The sequence below is a fragment of the Burkholderia sp. HI2500 genome, from assembly GCF_002223055.1.
Lineage (GTDB): Bacteria > Pseudomonadota > Gammaproteobacteria > Burkholderiales > Burkholderiaceae > Burkholderia.
This window is the reverse complement of the sequence record NZ_NKFL01000004.1, coordinates 1,785,534-1,807,247: the sequence shown is the minus strand read 5'-3', so window position 1 is coordinate 1,807,247 and position 21,714 is coordinate 1,785,534. Positions and strand designations below refer to the sequence as shown.

Genomic DNA, 21,714 nt, shown 5'->3' with positions numbered 1-21,714 from the left:
GAGTGCCCTGAGCATCTGCGGCAAGCGCATCCAGCCGGCTCCGGTCGCGCCCTAGGCGCGGCGTCCGGAGCAATCGGCGTATCATGTCATTTACCTGTCCGGAGGCTCTACATTCATGGCGGACAAAAAAGGTTCGAACAGCGAGAAGCTGTTGTATTGCTCGTTTTGCGGAAAGAGCCAGCATGAGGTGAAAAAACTCATCGCGGGCCCGTCGGTGTTCATCTGCGATGAATGCATCGACCTCTGCAACGAAATCATTCGCGACGAGGCGGCTGCCGCCGGCGTCGAGGCCAGCCTGTCCCGGTCGGATCTCCCGAGCCCGCAGGAAATTCGCGACATCCTCGATCAGTACGTGATCGGCCAGGAGCGCGCGAAGAAGATCCTCGCGGTGGCCGTGTACAACCACTACAAGCGCCTGAAGCATCTCGACAAGAAGGACGACGTCGAGCTGTCGAAGAGCAACATCCTGCTGATCGGCCCGACGGGCTCCGGCAAGACGCTGCTCGCGCAGACGCTCGCGCGGTTGCTCAACGTGCCGTTCGTGATCGCCGATGCGACGACGCTGACCGAAGCCGGCTACGTCGGCGAGGACGTCGAGAACATCATCCAGAAGCTGTTGCAGAACTGCAACTACGAGGTCGACAAGGCCCAGCGCGGGATCGTCTACATCGACGAAATCGACAAGATCAGCCGCAAGTCGGACAACCCGTCGATCACGCGCGACGTGTCGGGCGAGGGTGTCCAGCAGGCGCTGCTGAAGCTCGTCGAGGGCACGATGGCATCGGTGCCGCCGCAGGGCGGCCGCAAGCACCCGAACCAGGATTTCATCCAGGTCGACACGACCAACATCCTGTTCATTTGCGGCGGTGCATTCGACGGCCTCGAAAAGGTGATTACCGACCGTACCGAGAAAACCGGCATCGGCTTCGGCGCGACGGTCAAGAGCAAGCAGGAACGCGACGCGGGCGAAGTGCTGCGCGAAACGGAACCGGAAGACCTGATCAAATTCGGTCTGATCCCCGAATTGATCGGCCGCCTGCCGGTGGTCGCGACGCTCGGCAAGCTCGATGAAGCCGCGCTGATGAAGATCCTGGTCGAGCCGAAGAATGCGCTCGTCAAGCAGTATCACAAGCTGTTCGCGATGGAGCGCGTCGAGCTGGAGATCCGGCCGGGCGCACTGCAGGCAGTCGCCCGCAAGGCGATCCGCCGCAAGACCGGCGCGCGCGGTTTGCGTTCGATCATCGAACAGGCATTGCTCGACGTGATGTACGAGCTGCCGACGATGAAAGGGGTCAGCAAGGTCATCATCGACGAGAACGTCATCGATGGCGACGGCAAGCCTTTGCTGATCTACGAGGACACGCCGAAGGTGGCGGGTTCGAACTGACCGGCTTGCCGAGACGATGTTCTGCGAAAAAGGCCGTTCATGAGACCGTGGGCGGCTTTTTTTCGTTTATCTTGTGGGTAACTCTGACTCGACACGCGGTGGTTACTTTCTTACCGAATATTTCCCGCACTTGAAGGCTTGCAATTCGTTGTGGCGGCCTCAATTACCGAACAATTGATTCCACTCATGGGGAAATGAAATGTCAGGCACCCAACTTCTCCCGCCGGAACGCATCACGCTCCCGCTGCTGCCGCTGCGGGATGTCGTCGTTTTCCCGCACATGGTGATTCCGCTCTTCGTGGGCCGGCCGAAATCGATCAAGGCCCTCGAAGCAGCGATGGAAGGCGGCAAGCACATCATGCTCGTCGCCCAGAAAACCGCGGCCAAGGACGAACCGACCGAAAAGGACATGTACGAGGTCGGTTGTATCGCCAACATCCTGCAGATGCTGAAGCTGCCGGACGGCACCGTGAAGGTGCTCGTCGAGGGCCTGCAGCGCGCGAAGGCGTTGTCGATCGAAGAGCAGGAAACGCAATTCTCCTGCGAAGTGATGCCGCTCGAACCCGATCACGCCGACAGCGCTGAAACGGAAGCGCTGCGCCGTGCGATCGTGTCGCAGTTCGACCAGTACGTGAAGCTGAACAAGAAGATCCCGCCGGAGATTCTCACGTCGCTGTCGGGCATCGACGAAGCGGGCCGCCTCGCCGACATGATCGCCGAGCGCCTGCCGCTGAAGCTCGACCAGAAGCAGCACATCCTCGAGATGTTCCCGGTCATCGAGCGCCTCGAGCACCTGCTCGCACAGCTCGAAGCCGAGATCGACATCCTGCAGGTCGAAAAGCGCATCCGCGGGCGCGTGAAGCGCCAGATGGAAAAGAGCCAGCGCGAGTACTACCTGAACGAACAGGTCAAGGCGATCCAGAAGGAACTGGGCGAGGGCGAGGAAGGTGCGGATCTCGAGGAACTCGAGAAGCGCATCAACGCCGCGCGCATGCCGAAGGAAGCGAAGAAGAAGGCCGACGCCGAGCTGAAGAAGCTGAAGCTGATGTCGCCGATGTCGGCGGAAGCCACCGTCGTGCGCAACTACATCGACACGCTGATCGGCTTGCCGTGGCGCAAGAAGAGCAAGGTCAACAACGACCTGTCGAACGCCGAGCAGGTACTCGACGAGGATCACTTCGGCCTCGAGAAGGTGAAGGAACGCATCCTCGAGTATCTCGCGGTCCAACAGCGCGTCGACAAGGTGAAGGCGCCGATCCTGTGCCTCGTCGGGCCTCCGGGCGTCGGCAAGACCTCGCTCGGCCAGTCGATCGCCCGCGCGACGAACCGCAAGTTCGTCCGGATGGCGCTCGGCGGCGTGCGTGACGAAGCCGAGATCCGTGGTCACCGCCGTACGTACATCGGTTCGATGCCGGGCAAGATCCTGCAGAGCCTCACGAAGGTCGGCGTGCGCAATCCGCTCTTCCTGCTCGACGAAGTCGACAAGATGGGCATGGATTTCCGCGGCGATCCGTCGTCGGCGCTGCTCGAAGTGCTCGATCCGGAACAGAACCACACGTTCGCCGACCACTACATCGAAGTCGACTTCGACCTGTCGGACGTGATGTTCGTCGCGACGTCGAACTCGCTGAACATCCCGCCGCCGCTGCTCGACCGGATGGAAGTGATCCGTCTGTCGGGTTACACGGAAGACGAGAAGGTCAGCATCGCCCAGCGTTACCTGCTGCCGAAGCAGAAGAAGAACAACGGGCTGAAGGAAGGCGAGATCGAGGTCACCGAGCAGGCGATCCGCGACATCATCCGCTACTACACGCGTGAAGCCGGTGTGCGTTCGCTCGAGCGGGAAGTGTCGAAGATCTGCCGCAAGGTCGTGAAGATGCTGCTGCTGAAGAAGGCATCGGGCGCGATCAAGGTCGACGGCGAAAACCTCGATACGTTCCTCGGCGTACGCAAGTACGACTTCGGCCTCGCGGCGAAGGAAAACCAGGTCGGTCAGGTGACGGGCCTCGCGTGGACGGAAGTCGGTGGCGATCTGCTGACGATCGAAGCCGCGGTGATGCCGGGCAAGGGCAACGTGATCCGTACGGGTTCGCTCGGCGACGTGATGAAGGAGTCGGTCGAGGCGGCACGTTCGGTCGTGCGCTCGCGCTCGCGTCGTCTCGGCATCAAGGACGAAGCGTTCGAGAAGCAGGACATCCACATCCACGTGCCGGAAGGCGCGACGCCGAAGGACGGTCCGTCCGCGGGCGGTGCGATGACGACCGCGCTGGTGTCGGTGCTGACGGGTATCCCCGTGCGTGCCGATGTCGCGATGACGGGCGAAATCACGCTGCGTGGTGAAGTCCTGCCGATCGGTGGCCTGAAGGAGAAGCTGCTCGCCGCGCATCGCGGTGGCATCAAGCTCGTGCTGATCCCGGAAGAGAACGTGAAGGATCTCGCCGAGATTCCGGACAACGTGAAGAACGCGATCGAGATCGTGCCGGTCCGCTGGATCGACAAGGTGCTGGAACTCGCGCTCGAGCGTTCGCCGACCCCGCTGCCGCCGGAAGAAGAGGCGAAGGCGGCGGCACCGGTCGCCGATGCGGCGAAGGATGCCGGCTCGACGGAATTCGTCAAGCACTAAGCATCGGGACATCGTCGTTCCTGACGGTTGTTCACGAAACCCGCGGCATGGCCGCGGGTTTTTTTATGCGTAGCCGAATCGTGTGCGCGAACGTTTAAAAAATTCGCGTCAGGGCTTTGCAAAATGATCGGGGATGAATTAAACTTGCGGGCTCGCTGGTTGTTGATGCCGAAACGCAGATCGCAGCCAGAACGAATCGGAAACGGGTGCTTAGCTCAGCTGGTAGAGCGGCGCCCTTACAAGGCGTAGGTCGGGGGTTCGAACCCCTCAGCACCCACCAGTTTCCTGATTCAGCCAGACCAAGGAGCGGTAGTTCAGTCGGTTAGAATACCGGCCTGTCACGCCGGGGGTCGCGGGTTCGAGTCCCGTCCGCTCCGCCAGAAAATGAAGAAGCCCGCCTTGTGCGGGCTTTTTCATTTGCGTTTAGGGCAGCGCCTGCAAGCGCAGCCGCGGCCTGCACGATGCAGGCGAGTCCCGTCCGCTCCGCCAAACAAACGAAAGTGCCCGCCGAGTGCGGGCACTTTCGTTTTGTGCGCCTGTTTGCCGCGCCGTACTCGCGGACGCTACGTCTGCTTTTCTCCCGTCCCACCCCGTATGTTGTAATATCGGACGTTTTGTCCAATTTTCCGGTCACGCATGCTCGATTTCTTCCGTAATCACCAGCGCCTGATGATGGCGCTCCTGCTCCTGATCGTGTTGCCGGGGCTGGGTTTCGTCGGGATCCAAGGCTTCCGCGGCTTCTTCGACGACAGCGCGAACGTCGCGGCAGTCAACGGGCACAAGATCACGCGGGTCGAATTCGACGGCGCGTTCCGTCAGCAGATCGACCAGGCGCGTCAGGCGCTCGGCGGGCAGTTCGACATCAAGATGTTCGATACGCCCGAGCACCGCAAGCAGGTGCTCGACGGCCTGATCCAGCAACGCGTGCTGGCCGACGAGACCCAACGTCTGCACCTGACCGCATCCGACAACGCCGTGCGCGACGCGCTGATGAGCGACCCGATGATTGCGTCGCTGAAGAAGCCCGACGGTTCGATCGATGTCGAGCGCTATGCGCAATTGCTGTCGTTCCAGGGGATGACGCCCGAGCAGTATCAGGAGCGCGTGCGCTACAGCCTCGCTCTGCAACAGATTCCGGCCAGCATCGTGTCGAGCGCATTCACGCCGAAGAGCCTCGCGCAACGCCTGTCCGAACTCGCCGCGCAGCAGCGCGAAGTGCAGGCGCTCGTGCTGAAGACGAGCGACTTCGCCGCGAAGGTCCAGCCGACCGATGCGCAGCTCGCCGCGTACTATGACGCGCACAAGCAGAGCTTCGCGACGCCGGAGACCGCGACGATCCAGTACCTCGTCTATTCGCCGGCCGCAGCGGCCGCGAGCGCGCAGCCGACCGAGGCGGACATCAAGAAGTTCTACGACGACAACCCGACGCACTTCCGCACCGAAGCACAGGTGCGCGTGAGCCACATCTTCATCGCCGCGCCGGGCAGCGCAAGCGCGGCCGACAAGGCTGCGGCGAAGACGAAGGCCGAGCAGCTGCTGGCCGACGTGAAGGCGCATCCGGACCAGTTCGCGCAGGTCGCGCAGAAGAGCTCGCAGGACGCACCGTCTGCCGCGAAGGGCGGCGACCTCGGCTTCATTACGCGTGGCTCGACGGCGGGCGGCAAGGCGTTCGACGATGCCGCGTTCGCGCTCAAGCAGGGCGACGTGAGCGGTGTCGTGCAGTCGGATCTCGGCTTCCACATCCTGAAGGCAACGGAAGTGAAGCCGGCCGCCGTCAAGCCGTTCGCCGACGTGAAGGACCAGATCGCAGTCGAGCTCAAGCAGCAGTACGCATCGAAGGCGTTCACGGACAACGCGGAAGGTTTCACGTCCACCGTCTACGAAAAGGCGAAGACGCTGCAGCCGGCCGCGGACAAGTACAAGCTGACGATCCAGACGGCCACCGTCACGCCGACGCCGAACCCGCAGTTGCCGCCGACGAGCCCGCTGAACAATCCGAAGTTCCTGGCCGCCGTGTTCGCCAACGACGCGGTGAAGAGCCAGAACAACACGCAGGCGATCGACGTCGGCAACAACACGCTGATCTCGGCGCGCGTGACCGACTACAAGCCGGCCGCCGTGCCTGCGCTCGACGCGATCAAGGACGTCGTGCGCCAGAAGGTCGTGGCCGAACAGGCTGCGGAGCTCGCGAAGAAGGACGGCGCGGCGAAGCTTGCCGAACTGCAGAAGTCGAAGTCGGTCGACGGGTTCGCGGCCGCGCAGAAGGTGTCGCGCACGCAGTCGCAGGGCCTGACGCCGGCTGCACTGAGCGCCGTGTACAAGGTCGATGCGAAGACGCTGCCGGCGTACGTCGGTGTCGATCTCGGCGCGGACGGCTACGCGATCTACCGCGTGAACGCGGTGATCCCGGGTTCGGCGGTCGATCCGCAGCAACTGGCCGCCGCGCAGCAGCAGATGGCGCAGGTCGACGCGCAGAGCGAAGGCGAAGCGTATCTTGCTGCGCTGCGTGACCGCTCGAAGGTGAAGCTGTACGGTACGACGGTCAGCCAGTCGCAGGACGGCGACAACTGAGCGTCGTTTCGCACGCAACAAAAAGCCCCGCTTCATGCGGGGCTTTTTGTTTTCCGGCGGGGCGGCAGCGTCAGCCGCGCGGCTTGCCGAGCAGCGGCTTCAGCGCAGGCCAGACGTTGTCGAGCAGAATGCCCTGCGCCTGTTGTGCAGGGTGCATCTGGTCGGCCTGGAACAACTCCGGCTTGTTCTCGATGCCGGCCAGCAGGAACGGCACGAGCGGCACGCCGAGATCCTTCGACAGCCGCGTATAGACGGCGTGGAACTTCTGCGTGTAGTCGGGGCCGTAATTGGGTGGCACATACATGCCGACCAGCACGACCTTCGCCCGCGCCTGTCGTGCGCCTGCGATGATGTCGCGCAGGTTCTGCTCGGTCGTGGCGAGCGGCACGCCGCGCAGCGCATCGTTGGACCCGAGCTCGACGACGACGATCGACGGCTTGAGCCGTTGCAGCACCGCGGGCAGCCGCGCGCGGCCGCCGCTCGTGGTGTCGCCGCTGACGCTGGCGTTCGCGACGCTATAATCGATTCGCTCGGTCGTGAGCCGTTGCCGCAGCAATGCCACCCAGCCGGTGTCGCGCGGCAGCCCGTATTCGGCCGACAGGCTGTCGCCGAGCACGACGATCACGGGCTGGCCTGATGTCGCCGCCGGCGTCGTTGCGGCGCGCGCCGGCACGGTGGCAGCGAGCAGGGTGCCCAGCAGCGCGGCGACCGCCGCGCGTCTTTTCCAGCGAAATGTCGTGTCCATGTTCAAGATTGCCGATCCGATCATCGAAGTCCATGACGTATGCAAGCGGGTCGCCGATGCAACGGGCGAGCTGACGATCCTCGACGGCATCACGTTCGCCGTGCAGCCGGGCAGCAGCCTCGCGATCGTCGGCGCGTCGGGGTCGGGTAAATCGACGCTGCTCGGCCTGCTTGCAGGGTTGGACAGCGCGACGAGCGGCACGGTTCGCCTGCTCGGGCGTGCGCTCGACCAGCTCGACGAGGATGCGCGCGCGGCGCTGCGCAACGGCGCAGTCGGCTTCGTGTTCCAGTCGTTCCAGTTGATGCCGCACCTGACGGCGCTCGAGAACGTCATGCTGCCGCTCGAGCTGCAGGGAGGCATCAGCGCACGTGAAGCAGCCGATCGTGCCCAGGCGCTGCTCGTGCAGGTCGGTCTCGGCGAGCGTACCGCGCATTATCCGAAGCTGTTGTCCGGGGGCGAGCAGCAGCGTGTCGCGCTTGCACGCGCATTCGTCACGCGCCCGGCGATCCTGTTCGCCGACGAGCCGACCGGCAGCCTCGATGCGGCCACCGGCCATGCGGTCATCGACCTGATGTTCGAACTGAACCGCACGCACGGCGCCACGCTCGTGCTCGTCACGCACGATGTCGAACTTGCACGCCGCTGTGCGACGACCGTGACGATCGACGCCGGACGCATCGTCGAGCCGCACGCGGAGCAGCGCGGCACCTGAATTGAGCGGCCGGCCGCGCAAGCAGGGCTGCGCGGCCGGCATCGGCATGACGCCGCTACCCGAGAGCGTCAGCGCTTCAGCGCCGCGCGGGCGCGCTCGATCAGCGCGGTGGTCGACGAGTCGTGCTTGGCCGGATCGACCGACTCGGCCGTCAGGTCGGCTTCCACCACCTTGCCGAGAATCTTGCCGAGCTCGACGCCCCACTGGTCGAACGGATTGATGTCCCACACCGTTGCCTGCACGAGCACCTTGTGTTCATACAGCGCGATCAGCGCGCCGAGCGTGCGCGGCGTCAGCGCATCGACGAGCAGTGTCGTCGTCGGGCGGTTGCCCGGGAACGTCAGGTGCGGCGCGAGCGCTTCCTTGCCCGGCCCCGCGACCTTGCGCGCTTCGTCGAGCGTGCGTCCGAGCATCAGCGCCTCGCTCTGCGCAAAGCAGTTCGCCAGCAGCTTCGGATGATGGCTCGCGAGCGGATGCTCGGGCGTCAGCACCGCGATGAAGTCGATCGGCACAATCGTCGGCCCCTGGTGCAGCATCTGGAAGAACGCGTGCTGGCCGTTGGTGCCCGGCTCGCCCCACGTGACGGCGGAGGTCGGGTAGTCGACGAAGGTGCCGTCCAGGCGCGCGGATTTGCCGTTGCTCTCCATTTCGAGCTGCTGCAGGTATGACGGCAGGTAGTGCAGCGCTTCCGAATACGGTGCGACGAGATAGCTCTGCGAACCGAAGAAATTCCGGTACCAGATGCCGATCAGGCCGAGCAGCACGGGCAGGTTGCGCTCGAGCGGCGCTTCGCGGAAATGACGGTCCATGTCGTTCGCGCCGGCCAGCAGCTCGTCGAACTGCTCGGGGCCGATCGCGATCATGATCGACAGGCCGACCGCCGACCACAGCGAGTAACGGCCGCCGACCCAGTCCCACATTTCGAACACGTTGTCCGCGGCGATGCCGAACTTCACGACTTCGGCCGGGTTCGCCGACACGCCGACGAAGTGCTTCGCGAGCGCGTCCTCGGGGCAGCCGCGCGCGACGAACCAGTCGCGCAGCGAGCGTGCGTTCGTCATCGTCTCGAGCGTCGTGAACGTCTTCGACACGATGATCGCGAGCGTTTCCTCCGGATCGACCTGTTCGAGCACGCGCGCGAGATCGGCGCCGTCGACGTTCGACACGAAGTGCGTGGTGATTTCAGGCGTCGCGACGTGGTGCAGCGCATGCACGACCATCTTCGGCCCGAGATCGGAGCCGCCGATGCCGATGTTGATCACGTGGCGGATGCGCTTGCCGGTGTAGCCCGTCCACGTGCCGCTGCGCACGGCGCGCGCGAAGGTCGCCATCTTCGCGCGCTCGGCGCTGATCTGTGCATGGAACGGCGCTTGCGGATCGGTCGCGCGCAGCGCGGTGTGCAGCGCGGCACGGCCTTCGGTCGGGTTGACGATCTCGCCCGCGAACATCGCGTCGCGGCGTGCTTCGACGCCCGCGTCACGTGCGAGCTGCACGAGCAGGCGCAGCGTCTCGTCATTGATGCGGTTCTTCGAGAAATCGGCCGCGAGGCCGCCGCCTGCGAGCGTGAAGCGTTCGGCACGCGTCGGCGTGGGGTCGTTTTCCGGCGCGAACCAGTCGCGCAGGCGAGCATGGCGGATTTGCTCGAAGTGGGATTGAAGGGCAGTCCAGGCGGGGAGCGAATTCAGCGTCATGGCGGTTCGAGTGAAGCGTGAATCGGGAGGAATGCCGCGCCGGCTCATCGGGATCGGAAGGCCGGCGGACGAGAGGGCCCGCCGTGCGGCGGGGCAGTCAGTATAGCGGCCTTATGTGTCGGCGCGCGGCGACGCGTAAAAAAGGCGATTGATCAGCGTGCGCACCATCGGCGCGAGTTCGCCGGCCGTGAGTCCGGCCGGGCCGGTGCCGTGTGCGGTCAGCGTATCGGCCGCGAGGCCGTGCAGGTAGACGCCCGCGAGCGCTGCCTCGTACGGTGCGACGCGCTGCGCAAGCAACGCGCCGATCAGTCCGCCGAGTACGTCGCCGGTGCCGCCCGTGGCAAGCGCCGCGTTGCCGGTCGGATTGATCGTCACGCGGCCGTCGGGTGCCGCCATCACCGTGCCCGAGCCTTTCAGCACGACATGCGCCGCATAACGAGTCGCAAGTGCCTGCGCGGCTGCGACGCGGTCGCGCTGGATAGTCGCCGTGTCGCTGCCGAGCAACCGGGCGGCTTCGAGCGGATGCGGCGTCAGCACGCATGGATTGCCGCGCGCACCGCGCGTGGCGACGGCGGTCGCAAGATCGGCATGTGTCGCGACGAGGTTCAGCGCATCGGCATCGAGCAGCGTCGCGGCATCGTGTGCGAGCACGTCACGCACGAGCGTCGCCGCGGCCTCGCGCGTACCCAGCCCGCAGCCGGCCGCGATGGCGGTCATCGCGCCGAGATCGAGGCCGTCGGCCGGATGCAGCATCAGTTCGGGGAACGGCGGGTCGTACGGCGGTGCGCCGGCGCCGAGGAAGCCGACGTGCACCTTGCCGGCACCGGCGTACAGCGCGGCGCGGGCGGCCAGGATCGGCGCGCCGCACATGCCCGTGTCGCCGCCGAGCACTGCGAGACTGCCGAACGTGCCCTTGTGGGACGCGAATGCGCGCGCGGGCAGGGCGGCGGCGAACCGCGCGGGCGCGTTCAGCACGATGGCAGGCGCGGCGGGTGGCGCGACGTCGAGCGAGGCGACGTCGATCTCGCCGGCGAGATCGCGGCCTTCGCCCGTATAGAGGCCCGGCTTCGCGGCGATGAAGGTGAGCGTATGGGTGGCGGCGACGGCGACGCCCGCGCCGACGATCTGGCCCGTATCGCTGTCGAGCCCGCTCGGCACATCGAGTGCGAGCACGTGGCCGCCGCTGCGCGCATGCGCGGCGATGCGCTGGGCCTGCTCGGCGAATGCGCCGTCGAGCGCGCGGCCGAGGCCGATGCCGAACAGCCCGTCGACGACCCATGCAAAGCTGTCCAGCGAAGCAGGCGGTGTGGCGGATAGCGGTACGCCCGCTGCGCGCGCGAGGCCGAGCGCCCATTGCGCGTCGTCTGGTTTGACTGGCACCGGCATCCACGCTTGCGTGGCGACGCCAAGCTGCTGGAGGTGAGCGGCTGCAACCAGCGCGTCACCGCCGTTGTTGCCCGGGCCGACCGCGAACCACACGGGGCGGTCGTCGCCGGCCATGCGCTCGGACAGCCAGTGCGCGGCGGCGGCGCCGGCGCGACCCATCAGCGTATGCGGCGGCAGCGCCGCCGTGGCGTCGGTTTCGGCCGTGCGCAGGTCGGCGACGCGCAGCAGCGCGATCGGATCGGAATCGGGGAGCGGGCGGGTATTGACGGTCATCGCGGGGTCGTGGCGGCTGGCTAGGTGGCCGCCGGGGACGGGCCCGCGGCGGTCAGGTCGTGAAGCGCCCGGCGCGCAGCGCGGCGAGCGTGTCGGCGGGCCAGTGCTGCACGTCGCCGCCCAGATAGTCGGTCACCACTTTAGCAGACCCGCAGGCGAGCCCCCAGCCGGCCGGGCCATGCCCGAAATTGACGAACACGCGCGGATGCGGGGTCGGACCGACGACCGGCAGGCCGTCCGGCGACAGCAACTGCGTGCCTTGCCACGACAACGCGGCCGAGATGCGCGCGGCGCCGGGCACCCAGTCGTGGACGGCCTGGCCGAGCAGCGCGAGCGCGGCCTCGGACAGCGGCTCGGCGAGCGGCTTCGCGGTCTCGGGCAGGCTCTGCAGCACCGCGCCGCCGCCGACGCGCAGCCGCTGGTGGGTGCGCGTGATCGAGATCCGCTTGATCGAATCGATGACGTTCAGGTGCGGCGCATGTTCTTCGTACGCGACCGGCGCGGTGAGCGTATGGACGCGCACCGGATGCAGCGGCAGGCGCCAGCCGAGCCGGTCGAGCAGCGGCAGGCTGCCGGCGCCGGCGGCGACCACGATCGCATCGGCGGAAATCACGTCGACCTCGCGTGCGTTCGACGCACGCCGGTCGCCGGGCGGGACGAGCTCGACCGCGGCACGGCCGGTGTCGACGCGGATCGCGGCGACTTCCGCGCCGAAGCGGAACTGCACGCCATGCTCGTCGAGCGTCTGCTTGACCAGTTTCGCGAACAGCGGGCAATTGCCGGTGCGTTCGGTCTCGAGCAGCACGCCGCCGGCGAAGCCGGGTTCGGCCGGCACCGACGGTTCGAGCGTCGCGCATTCGTCGGCGGAGAGCAGGCGGTACGGCTGGTCGAGCGTGCGCAGCAGGTCGAGCGCCGGCTGCATCGCGTCCCAGTCGCGCGGATCGCGCACCACGTGCAGGATGCCGGGCTTCTGTTCGAATTCGAGTTCGAGGCGCGTCTCGATGTCGGCGAGCGTGTCGCGCGACGCATCGATCAGCGGGCGCAGCCGTGCGTACTGTAGGGCGAACGCGTCGGGTTCGCGCAGCGTGCCGAGCTGCTTGACGAAGCGGCGCACGCCGCCGTTGAAGCCCGGCTTGTAGACGATGCCGCTGTCGCGCGGCTGGCGCTGGCGCATGAAGGTCGGGCCGAACCAGACGTCGAGCGGGCTCGGCAGCAGCGCGCCGCCGTCGCCGTAGGTCGCACCCTGCGCGACGGTGGCGTGACGTTCGACCACGCACACGCGATGGCCGGCCGCGCGCAGCTGGTAGGCGGTGGCGACGCCGCTGATTCCGCCGCCGATGACGATGACATCCATGGATTGCTTCGATGACGGGCGGCGCGCAGGCGCCGCCCGGTGAGAATTCGCTGAGGGCCCCGGCCCGGTGAACCCGGAATGATAGCGCCAAAATCGCGGGAACCGGCGCCGGGCGAGCACGGACCGTGCAGCCGTGCCACGGCCGCCGGCTGCCGCGCCCGCGCGGGGCGGCCCGGCGGGCGGGCTGTACACGGCGCGCACCGTGGCACCGTTGCGGTGCATGCACGCTACCGATTGGCCGGTCTGGGGCGACCGACTTCCGGGTATAATTACGGCCTTCCTTTCGCCCCACGTCGCCACCTTGCGCGACTCATCGACGTCAGTCCAGCCCATGGCTCACTTCTCGTGTTTTCCCGGCGCTTCGGCCCTCTCCGATTTCCGTCAAACCCGTCTGCTCGACACGCTCAAGCAAATCGACGCCAACATCGTCGCGGTGCGCGGGCAGTTCCTGCACTTCGTCAATGCGGCCGAGCCGCTGTCGGCCGACGACAGCGCGCGCATCGACGCGCTGATGCACTACGGCGCGCCGTTCGAGCCGGCGGCCGAGAAGGGCACGGCCGAGACCTTCGTCGTGCTGCCGCGTTTCGGCACGGTCTCGCCGTGGGCGAGCAAGGCGACCGACATCGCGCAGCACTGCGGCCTCACGCAGGTGCGTCGCATCGAGCGCGGCGTCGAATTCACGGTCACGCTGAAGTCGGGCCTGCTCGGCGGCAAGAAGGCGCTGTCGGACGACGCGCGCGCAGCCGTGGCGGCCGCGCTGCATGACCGGATGACCGAAAGCGTGGTCGCGGCACGCGACGACGCGAAGCACCTGTTCGACGAACTGCCGGCCAAGCCGCTCGCGCGCGTCGACGTGCTGGGCGTCGGCCGCGGCGCGCTCGAACGCGCGAACGTCGAGCTGGGCCTCGCGCTCGCCGACGACGAGATCGACTACCTGGTCGATGCGTTCCGCAAGCTCGAACGCAACCCGACCGACGTGGAACTGATGATGTTCGCGCAGGCGAACAGCGAGCACTGCCGCCACAAGATCTTCAATGCGCAGTGGACGATCGACGGCGAGGCGCAGGACATGTCGCTGTTCGCGATGATCCGCAACACCGAGAAGCTGAACCCGCAGGGCACGATCGTCGCGTATTCGGACAACTCATCGATCATGGTCGGCGCCGAAGCCGAGCGCTGGTTCCCGCGCAACGCAGGCGCGGCCGGCGAGCCGGGTGAACGCTATGGCCGCCACACCGAGCTCACGCACACGCTGATGAAGGTCGAGACGCACAACCACCCGACGGCGATCTCGCCGTTCCCGGGTGCGGCGACCGGCGCGGGCGGCGAGATCCGCGACGAAGGCGCGACGGGCCGCGGTGCGCGCCCGAAGGCCGGCCTCACGGGCTTCACCGTGTCGAACCTTGATCTGCCCGACGCACGCCAGTCGTGGGAAAACGCACGTGACGCGGCCCAGCCGGTCGGCGAGCGCAACCCGAACGAGCAGCACGGCCCCTACGGCCGCCCGGACCGCATCGCGTCGCCGCTGCAGATCATGATCGACGGCCCGCTCGGCGGCGCCGCGTTCAACAACGAATTCGGCCGTCCGAACCTCGGCGGCTATTTCCGCGTGTACGAGCAGAACGTCGGCGGGAAGGTGCACGGCTATCACAAGCCGATCATGATCGCGGGCGGTCTCGGCAACATCGCCGACCAACATACGCACAAGCACGACGTGCCGGCCGGCTCGCTGCTGATCCAGATCGGCGGCCCGGGCATGCGGATCGGGATGGGCGGCGGCGCCGCGAGCTCGATGGCGACCGGCGCGAACACGGCCGAACTCGACTTCGACTCGGTGCAGCGCGGCAACCCGGAAATCGAGCGTCGCGCACAGGAAGTGATCAACGGCTGCTGGCAGCTCGGCGCGGAAAACCCGATCCTGAGCATCCACGACGTCGGCGCGGGCGGCCTGTCGAATGCGTTCCCCGAGATCGTCGACGGTGCGGGCAAGGGCGCGCGCTTCGAGCTGCGCAAGGTCGCGCTCGAGGAATCGGGCCTGTCGCCGCGCGAAATCTGGTCGAACGAAGCACAGGAGCGCTACGTGCTGGCGATCGCGCCGGCCGACCTGCCGCGCTTCGAGGCGATCTGTGCCCGCGAGCGCTGCCCGTTCGCGGTGGTCGGTGTCGCGACCGACGAACGCCAGTTGAAGCTCGTCGACGACGAAGCGACGGGCGTCGACGAATACCCGGTCGACATGCCGATGGAAGTGCTGCTCGGCAAGCCGCCGCGCATGCATCGCGACGTCACCCGCGTGGCGACCGAGCGTGCGCCGGTCGACGTGACGGGCATCGCCTTGTCGGCGGTCGCGGTCGACGTGCTGAAGCACCCGACGGTCGGCAGCAAGTCGTTCCTGATCACGATCGGCGACCGCTCGGTCGGCGGCACGTCGGTGCGCGACCAGATGGTCGGCCCGTGGCAGGTGCCGGTGGCCGACTGCGCGGTCACCGCGCTCGACTACGCGGGCTTCAAGGGCGAGGCGATGACGATGGCCGAGCGCACGCCGCTTGCCGTGATCAATGCGCCGGCATCGGGCCGCATGGCGGTCGGCGAGGCGATCACGAACATCGCGAGCGCGCCGATCGCGTCGCTCGACAAGCTGAAGCTGTCGGCAAACTGGATGGCGGCATGCGGCACGGCCGGCGAGGACGCCGCGCTGTTCGACACGGTCAAGGCGATCGGCATGGAGCTGTGTCCGGCGCTCGGGATCGGCATCCCGGTCGGCAAGGATTCGCTGTCGATGAAGACGAAGTGGGACGAGCAGGGCGTCGCGAAGGAAGTGGTGTCGCCGGTGTCGCTGATCATCTCCGCGTTCGCACCGGTCGAGGACGTGCGCCGTCACCTGACGCCGCAACTGCGTCGTATCGCCGACGCGGGCGACAGCGTGCTGATCGCGATCGATCTCGGCCGCGGCAAGAACCGGATGGGCGGCAGCATCTTCGCGCAGGTCACGCAGCAGGTCGGCGACACGACGCCGGACGTCGACGACGCGGAAGACCTGAAGCGCTTCTTCAACGCGATCCAGTCGCTCAATGCGCAAGACAAGCTGCTGGCCTACCACGACCGCTCGGACGGCGGCCTGTGGGCGACGGTGTGCGAAATGGCGTTCGCGGGCCACGCGGGCGTGTCGCTGAACGTCGACATGCTGACGCTCGACCCGAATCACGAATCCGACTACGGCGACGCGAAGGACTGGGCGAAGCAGACGAGCGGCCGCCGCGAGGATCGCACGCTGCGCGCGCTGTTTTCCGAGGAACTCGGCGCCGTCGTGCAGGTGCGTGCGACCGATCGCGACGCGGTGCTCGGCGCGCTGCGCGAGTTCGGCCTGTCGGCGTGCTCGCACGTGATCGGCTCGGTCAACGATCGCGACGTGATCGAGGTATACCGCGACGCGAAGAAGATCTTCGACGCACCGCGCACCGAACTCCATCGCGCATGGAGCGAAGTGAGCTGGCGCATCGCGCGCCTGCGTGACAACCCCGCATGCGCGGATGCCGAATACGACGCACTGCTCGACGCGGCCGATCCGGGCATCTCGCCGGTGCTGAGCTTCGATCCGGCCGACGACATCGCCGCGCCGTTCATCGCGACGGGCGCACGGCCGCGCGTCGCGATCCTGCGCGAGCAGGGCGTGAACTCGCATCTGGAAACGGCCTACGCGTTCGACCGCGCGGGCTTCGATGCACACGACGTGCACATGAGCGACCTGCTCGCCGGCCGTGCCACGCTCGCCGATTTCGCGGGTGCGGTCGCATGCGGCGGCTTCTCGTACGGCGACGTTCTGGGCGCGGGCGAAGGCTGGGCGAAGACGATCCGCTTCAACGCGAACCTCGCCGACATGTTCTCGGCCTTCTTCGCGCGTCCCGACACGTTCGCGCTCGGCATCTGCAACGGTTGCCAGATGCTGTCGAGCCTCGCGTCGATGATCCCAGGCGCGGATGCGTGGCCGAAGTTCACGCGCAACAAGTCCGAGCAGTTCGAGGCGCGCTTCTCGTTCGTCGAAGTGGAGAAGTCGCCGTCGATCTTCTTCGCGGGGATGGAAGGTTCGCGGATTCCGGTCGCGGTCGCGCACGGCGAAGGCTATGCGGACTTCTCGCAGCAGGGGGACATCGATCGCGTCGCGGTCGCGATGCGTTTCGTCGATCACCGCGGCGAAGCGACCGAGCGCTATCCGTTCAACCCGAACGGCTCGCCGGCCGGCATCACGTCGGTCACGACGGCCGACGGCCGCTTCTCGGTGCTGATGCCGCACATGGAGCGCGTGCATCGCACGGTCGCAATGAGCTGGCACCCGGAAAGCTGGGGTGAAGCGAGCCCGTGGATGCGCGTGTTCCGCAACGCGCGCCGCTGGATCGGCTGATCGGGATGATGTTCGACCCGCACGCGCCGGTCGAGGTCGTCACGCTGCGCGATCAGCGTGCCAGCGAGGCCGACGCGATCGGCCGCGTGATCGTCGCCGCGTTCGCGGGCGAGCCGGAAGGCGGGCAGTTCGAACGGCGGATCGTCGATACGCTGCGTGCGGACGGTGCGTTGAGCGTCTCGCTCGTCGCGGAGCGCGACGGCCGCGTGATCGGGCACGTCGCGTTCTCGCCGGTGTCGATCGGCGGCGAACCGTCCGGCAGCCAGGGCTGGTACGGGCTGGCGCCGCTCGCGGTGCTGCCCGACTGCCAGCGGCAGAGCATCGGTGCGGGGCTGGTGCGCACAGGGCTCGACGCGTTGCGCCGGCTTGGCGCGCGCGGTTGCGTGCTGCTCGGCGAACCCGCGTACTACACGCGGTTCGGCTTTGCGCCATCCGGCGACATCGTGTTCCCGGGCGTGCCGCCCGGGTATTTCCTCGCGCTGTCGTTCGACGACTCGGCGCCGCGGCCGTCGGGTGACGTTCGCTATCACGACGTGTTCTATCCCGCCTAGCCTGCCGCGCTTGCGGTGCGCGCGAATCCGGCACGGGAAAGGCCGCTCTTCGGAGCGGCCTTTTTCTTTTGCCGGGCTGCAAGCGAAGCGCATCGTGACTCGTCCGCAGGCAGTGTGCGCGGGCAATAAAAAAACCGCTCTGAAGAGCGGTTTTTCGATGCGCGTGTGGCGCGTGCCGGCGTTACTTGACCGTTGCCTGCTGGCGCAGGCCTTCCTCGAACGCCTGCAGCTTCTGCTGCACGAGCTGCTGAGCGATCTGCTGCTTCACCTGCTCGAGCGGCGGCGGGGCGATGTCGCGGATGTCGTCGACGCGGATGATGTGCCAGCCGAACTGCGTCTTCACCGGCGTGTCGGTCATCTGGCCTTTCTGCAGCTTCTGCGCGGCCGCCGCGAATTCCGGTACGTACGCCTTCGGGTCGGACCAGTCGAGATCGCCGCCGTTCTTGCCCGAACCCGGATCCTTCGAGTATTGCTTCGCGAGATCCTCGAATTTCGCGCCGGCCTTGATCTTCGCGATCAGGTCCTTCGCCTGCTGCTCGTCGCTGACGAGGATGTGGTGCAGGTGGTATTCGCGATTGCCGCCGGCGCCCTTGACGAGGTCGTCGTAGCGCGCCTTCACTTCGGCGTCGGTCGGCTGGTTCTTCTTCAGGAAGCTCTCGATCATCGAACGCAGCACGACGGTCTGCTGCGCGACGGCGACCTGCGCCTTCACGTCCGGACGGTTCGGGATGCCTTCGCGGATCGCTTCCTGCATCAGGATTTCGCGGTTCACGAGTTCCTGGCGCACGGCCTGCTGCAGTTGCGGACTGTCGGTCTGGCCTTGCTGGACGAGCTGAGCCACCATCGCGTCGGCGCGCGACTTCGGAATCGGCGTGCCGTTGACGACGGCGATGTTCTGGGCAAATGCCGGTGCCGCTGCAAAAGCAGCCGCCGCGACCCACAGGCGGGGGGATTTCAGGATCATCGGGAATTCCTAATGAGACTAGATTGAAGATTCGTTGAATTCTTCGGGCGTGTAAGCCACGATCGCGAGCGCGTGAATGCCGCGCTGCATCGCATCAGCGAGCGCATCATACACCAGCCGGTGTCGCGCGACGCGCGGCTTGCCCGCGAAGGCGGCCGACACGATCGTGACCGTGAAATGGCCGCCGGCGGACGCGCCGGCGTGGCCCGCGTGCTGCGCGCTGTCGTCGCGCACGGTGAGCGACAGCGGGGCGAGCGCCGCGGTGAGGCGCGCTTCGATCAGCGCGATGCGTTCGTCGGGCGACGCGTGGAGAAAGGCGTCCGTCATGTCACTCGTCCTTCAGGTATTTCGTGAGCCACAGGCTCTGCAGGATGATGAATACGACCATCGCGCCCGTCGTGCCGAACAGCTTGAAGTTCACCCATTGCGATTCGGTGAAGTTGTGCACCACGTACAGGTTCGCGACACCGAGCACCGCGAAGAACAGCGCCCAGGCGACGTTCAGCTTGTCCCACACGGGGTGCGGCAGCGTGAGCTGCTTGCCCATCATCTTCTCGATCAGGTTGTTGCCGAACGCATAGCGCGCGGCGAGCAGCCCGATCGCAAACAGCCAGTACAGCACAGTCGGTTTCCATTGAATGAATTTCTCGTCATGCAGGACGAGGGTGGCGCCACCGAAAACGACGATCACGCCGAGGCTGACCCACAGCATCGTGTCGACCTTCCGGTGCCGGAAGGCAACCCAGGCGACCTGGGCCAGCGTCGCGACGATCGCGACGGCGGTGGCGGAAAAGATGCCCCAGACCTTGAAGGCGGCAAAAAACAGGATGATCGGAAACAGATCGAACAGGAATTTCATGGCGCTCGCAGCTGCGTGAAAGGCCGCTTGCGCGGCCTTTCACCGTTGTAGGGACCCGCCAGGCACCGCCGGAGCGGATCGGGGCGGCGGCGCGAGGGGCGCCCCGCGGATCCGCCCGGCGCCGCTCATTCGTTTTCGGGTCGGGACTCGAAGTTTAACGCAGCCGAATTGATGCAGTACCGCAAACCGGTCTTGTCGCGCGGGCCGTCCTCGAAGACGTGGCCGAGATGCGCGCCGCAGTGGTTGCAGCGCACCTCGACGCGCACCATCCCGTGCGAGTAGTCGACTTTTTCGTCGATCACCTCGCCGTTGAGCGGCTTGAAGTAGCTGGGCCAGCCGCAGCCCGAGTGGAACTTGGCGCCAGACTCGAACAGCGGCGTGCTGCAGACGACGCATTTGTAGATGCCGTCGTCTTCGGTGTCGGTGTATTCGCCGGTGAAGGCGCGCTCGGTGGCCGCATGCTGCGTGACTTCGTACTGCATCGGCGTGAGCCGGCGGCGCAGCTCGGCGTCGTCCTTCTCGTACGGGAAGGTCTTGTCGTCGGAATCGTGGGACATGTGGGGTTCTCCTGATCGGTCGGTCGATACGCGCGGGTCGGGGCTCAGGACGAGCAGCTCACTTCGAGCGACCCGGCCCAGTCGGGCGGCAACGCCGCGTACGCTTCATGCTCCGGTTGTTCGTCGAACGGGCGGCGCAGGATCTGCGCGAGCCGCTCGACTTCCGAAAAATCCTTCTCCTTCGCGCGCCGGATCGCGACTTCGGCCAGATGGTTGCGCAACACGTATTTCGGGTTCACGCGGTTCATCGCGGCGGCACGTGCCGCGTCGTCGCGTGTTTCCTCGGACAGCCGCGCGCGGTAGAGGTTCGCCCACGCATCGAACGCGTCGCGGTCGATGAACAGGTCGCGCACGGGCGCGTCGCGGCTCGCGTCGTGCTTCGAGAGCTGCGCGAGCCGGCGGAACGTCAGCGTGAAATCCGCGTGGCTCGCATGCATCGTCTCGAGCAGCTTGTTGGCGAGCTCGGCATCGTTCTCGCGTTCGAGCTCAAGGCCGAGCTTCGCGCGCATCGCACGTTCGAGCGCGGGGCCGAAACGTTCCGGGAACGTCGCGAGCACGGCCTGCGCGTCTTCCACCGCACGTTCGGCGCGCGCATCGTCGTCGGCGATGCCGTGTTGCAGGCCGATCAGCGGCAGCAGCGCCTGCGCGAGGCAATAGCAGTTCCAGTGCGCGATGCGCGGCTGCATCCGGTATGCATAGCGGCCGCTCGTATCCGAGTGGTTGCAGATGTGGTTCGCGTCGAACGCGTCGACGAAGCCGAACGGGCCGTAGTCGATCGTCACGCCGAGGATCGACATGTTGTCGGTGTTCATCACGCCGTGGCAGAAGCCGACGGCCTGCCACTGCGCGACGAGGTCGGCCGTGCGCAGCGTCGCGGCTTCGAGCAGCGCGAGGTACGGATCGTCGGCGCGGCGACAATCCGGATAGAAGCGGTCGATCACGTGATCGGCGAGCTGGCGCAGCAGGTCGGGGCGATCGTTCGAGAAGAAGTGCTCGAAGTGGCCGAAGCGCACGAAGCTCTCCGACACGCGCGTGACGACGGCCGACGTCTCGATCTCCTCGCGCACCACCGGCTGGTCGGAACCGATCACCGTCAGTGCGCGCGTGGTCGGGATGCCGAGGTGATGCATCGCTTCCGAGCACAGGAATTCGCGGATCGACGAGCGCAGCACCGCGCGGCCGTCACCCATTCGCGAGTACGGCGTGCGGCCGCTGCCTTTCAGCTGCAGCTCGTAGCGACGGCCGTCCGTGCCGGTGCGCTCGCCGATCGTCAGCGCGCGGCCGTCGCCGAGCTGGCCGGCCCACACACCGAACTGGTGGCCGGAATACACCGCTGCATACGGCATCGCGTGCGCGGGCCAGTCGCGCGTCGGGTTGCCGGCGAACAGCTCGGCGAAGCCGGGCTGCGCGGCGATCGACGGCGGCAGGTCGAGCAGTTGCGCGACTTCGTCGGAAAAGCCGACGACATACGGCGCGGCAAGCGGCGCGGCCGGCAGCCGCGTATGAAACGCGTCGCCGAGCGTGACGAACGCGCCAGTGGCGGGCTCGCCGAGCGTGGCGGCGAGGTCGGGGAGGGTGTCAGCCGGATCGGCTGCGCTTCGGGAAAACGACATGTTGAGCGCCTCTGGGTAAGCCGATATTGTAA

The 21,714-nt window shown here is 66.8% G+C and carries 15 protein-coding genes and 2 tRNA genes; 8 read left to right on the top strand and 9 right to left on the bottom strand.

Going from position 1 to position 21,714, the window contains the following annotated elements:
- Window positions 1-115: 115 nt before the first annotated feature.
- From clpX to CFB45_RS11060, 5 genes are all read left to right on the top strand, one after another.
- A complete protein-coding gene (gene clpX, locus CFB45_RS11080) occupies window positions 116-1,387 on the top strand; it encodes an ATP-dependent Clp protease ATP-binding subunit ClpX (RefSeq protein ID WP_006489345.1) in 1,272 nt (423 codons plus the stop codon).
- Window positions 1,388-1,586: 199 nt separating this feature from the next.
- Window positions 1,587-4,010: an endopeptidase La gene (gene lon / locus CFB45_RS11075; RefSeq protein WP_011352361.1), complete on the top strand. Its 2,424-nt coding sequence runs from the start codon at window positions 1,587-1,589 to the stop codon at window positions 4,008-4,010.
- A gap of 204 nt (window positions 4,011-4,214) precedes the next feature.
- Window positions 4,215-4,290, top strand: a tRNA-Val gene (locus CFB45_RS11070).
- Between the two features lie 23 nt (window positions 4,291-4,313).
- Window positions 4,314-4,390: transfer RNA gene (locus tag CFB45_RS11065), tRNA-Asp, on the top strand.
- A gap of 256 nt (window positions 4,391-4,646) precedes the next feature.
- Complete coding sequence (locus CFB45_RS11060; protein ID WP_089425624.1) at window positions 4,647-6,581, top strand: SurA N-terminal domain-containing protein; 1,935 nt, start codon at window positions 4,647-4,649, stop codon at window positions 6,579-6,581.
- A gap of 70 nt (window positions 6,582-6,651) precedes the next feature.
- Here the strand turns inward: CFB45_RS11060 and CFB45_RS11055 are convergent, their stop codons facing one another.
- Window positions 6,652-7,326: an arylesterase gene (locus tag CFB45_RS11055; RefSeq protein ID WP_089425623.1), complete on the bottom strand. Its 675-nt coding sequence runs from the start codon at window positions 7,324-7,326 to the stop codon at window positions 6,652-6,654.
- Here CFB45_RS11055 and CFB45_RS11050 point away from each other — a divergent pair.
- Window positions 7,325-8,038 (top strand): ABC transporter ATP-binding protein, encoded by a 714-nt coding sequence (locus tag CFB45_RS11050; protein ID WP_089425621.1) that lies wholly within the window; start codon window positions 7,325-7,327, stop codon window positions 8,036-8,038. The genes CFB45_RS11055 and CFB45_RS11050 overlap by 2 nt on opposite strands.
- Window positions 8,039-8,106: 68 nt before the next feature.
- Here CFB45_RS11050 and pgi read toward each other — a convergent pair whose 3' ends face one another.
- From pgi to CFB45_RS11035, 3 genes are all read right to left on the bottom strand, one after another.
- Window positions 8,107-9,729 carry a glucose-6-phosphate isomerase gene (gene pgi / locus CFB45_RS11045; RefSeq protein ID WP_089425620.1) on the bottom strand — a complete coding sequence of 541 codons (1,623 nt, stop codon included), beginning with the start codon at window positions 9,727-9,729 and terminating at the stop codon, window positions 8,107-8,109.
- Between the two features lie 111 nt (window positions 9,730-9,840).
- A complete protein-coding gene (locus CFB45_RS11040) occupies window positions 9,841-11,388 on the bottom strand; it encodes an NAD(P)H-hydrate dehydratase (protein WP_089425619.1) in 1,548 nt (515 codons plus the stop codon).
- Window positions 11,389-11,440: 52 nt separating this feature from the next.
- Complete coding sequence (locus CFB45_RS11035) at window positions 11,441-12,742, bottom strand: FAD-dependent oxidoreductase (protein ID WP_089425618.1); 1,302 nt, start codon at window positions 12,740-12,742, stop codon at window positions 11,441-11,443.
- A gap of 331 nt (window positions 12,743-13,073) precedes the next feature.
- On the opposite strand from CFB45_RS11035, the gene purL reads away from it, so the two are divergent.
- The gene (gene purL, locus CFB45_RS11030; protein WP_089425617.1) at window positions 13,074-17,138 is read left to right on the top strand and encodes a phosphoribosylformylglycinamidine synthase; all 4,065 of its coding nucleotides are present in this window, start codon (window positions 13,074-13,076) and stop codon (window positions 17,136-17,138) included.
- Window positions 17,139-17,143: 5 nt separating this feature from the next.
- A complete protein-coding gene (locus tag CFB45_RS11025; protein ID WP_089425939.1) occupies window positions 17,144-17,689 on the top strand; it encodes a GNAT family N-acetyltransferase in 546 nt (181 codons plus the stop codon).
- Between the two features lie 181 nt (window positions 17,690-17,870).
- Here the strand turns inward: CFB45_RS11025 and CFB45_RS11020 are convergent, their stop codons facing one another.
- The 5 genes from CFB45_RS11020 to CFB45_RS11000 all read right to left on the bottom strand — a co-directional run bounded on the left by CFB45_RS11020 (window position 17,871) and on the right by CFB45_RS11000 (window position 21,682).
- Window positions 17,871-18,653: a peptidylprolyl isomerase gene (locus tag CFB45_RS11020; protein WP_089425616.1), complete on the bottom strand. Its 783-nt coding sequence runs from the start codon at window positions 18,651-18,653 to the stop codon at window positions 17,871-17,873.
- A gap of 18 nt (window positions 18,654-18,671) precedes the next feature.
- On the bottom strand, window positions 18,672-18,980 hold the full coding sequence (locus CFB45_RS11015; protein WP_021163397.1) for a BolA family protein: 309 nt from the start codon (window positions 18,978-18,980) through the stop codon (window positions 18,672-18,674).
- A gap of 1 nt (window position 18,981) precedes the next feature.
- Window positions 18,982-19,512 (bottom strand): septation protein A, encoded by a 531-nt coding sequence (locus CFB45_RS11010; RefSeq protein ID WP_089425615.1) that lies wholly within the window; start codon window positions 19,510-19,512, stop codon window positions 18,982-18,984.
- A 125-nt stretch (window positions 19,513-19,637) separates the two neighbouring features.
- Window positions 19,638-20,069: a peptide-methionine (R)-S-oxide reductase MsrB gene (gene msrB, locus CFB45_RS11005; RefSeq protein ID WP_046545914.1), complete on the bottom strand. Its 432-nt coding sequence runs from the start codon at window positions 20,067-20,069 to the stop codon at window positions 19,638-19,640.
- Between the two features lie 44 nt (window positions 20,070-20,113).
- On the bottom strand, window positions 20,114-21,682 hold the full coding sequence (locus CFB45_RS11000) for a protein adenylyltransferase SelO (RefSeq protein ID WP_089425614.1): 1,569 nt from the start codon (window positions 21,680-21,682) through the stop codon (window positions 20,114-20,116).
- Window positions 21,683-21,714 lie beyond the last annotated feature (32 nt).

Bases quoted from the DNA above. Each gene is read 5' to 3' on its own strand.
- CFB45_RS11050 (WP_089425621.1), top strand. From the start codon at position 7,325: ATGTTCAAGATTGCCGATCCGATCATCGAAGTCCATGACGTATGCAAG.
- CFB45_RS11020 (WP_089425616.1), bottom strand. From the start codon at position 18,653: ATGATCCTGAAATCCCCCCGCCTGTGGGTCGCGGCGGCTGCTTTTGCA.
- CFB45_RS11025 (WP_089425939.1), top strand. From the start codon at position 17,144: ATGATGTTCGACCCGCACGCGCCGGTCGAGGTCGTCACGCTGCGCGAT.
- pgi (WP_089425620.1), bottom strand. From the start codon at position 9,729: ATGACGCTGAATTCGCTCCCCGCCTGGACTGCCCTTCAATCCCACTTC.
- clpX (WP_006489345.1), top strand. From the start codon at position 116: ATGGCGGACAAAAAAGGTTCGAACAGCGAGAAGCTGTTGTATTGCTCG.
- CFB45_RS11040 (WP_089425619.1), bottom strand. From the start codon at position 11,388: ATGACCGTCAATACCCGCCCGCTCCCCGATTCCGATCCGATCGCGCTG.
- CFB45_RS11055 (WP_089425623.1), bottom strand. From the start codon at position 7,326: ATGGACACGACATTTCGCTGGAAAAGACGCGCGGCGGTCGCCGCGCTG.
- CFB45_RS11010 (WP_089425615.1), bottom strand. From the start codon at position 19,512: ATGAAATTCCTGTTCGATCTGTTTCCGATCATCCTGTTTTTTGCCGCC.
- CFB45_RS11035 (WP_089425618.1), bottom strand. From the start codon at position 12,742: ATGGATGTCATCGTCATCGGCGGCGGAATCAGCGGCGTCGCCACCGCC.
- CFB45_RS11060 (WP_089425624.1), top strand. From the start codon at position 4,647: ATGCTCGATTTCTTCCGTAATCACCAGCGCCTGATGATGGCGCTCCTG.
- purL (WP_089425617.1), top strand. From the start codon at position 13,074: ATGGCTCACTTCTCGTGTTTTCCCGGCGCTTCGGCCCTCTCCGATTTC.
- CFB45_RS11015 (WP_021163397.1), bottom strand. From the start codon at position 18,980: ATGACGGACGCCTTTCTCCACGCGTCGCCCGACGAACGCATCGCGCTG.
- lon (WP_011352361.1), top strand. From the start codon at position 1,587: ATGTCAGGCACCCAACTTCTCCCGCCGGAACGCATCACGCTCCCGCTG.
- msrB (WP_046545914.1), bottom strand. From the start codon at position 20,069: ATGTCCCACGATTCCGACGACAAGACCTTCCCGTACGAGAAGGACGAC.
- CFB45_RS11000 (WP_089425614.1), bottom strand. From the start codon at position 21,682: ATGTCGTTTTCCCGAAGCGCAGCCGATCCGGCTGACACCCTCCCCGAC.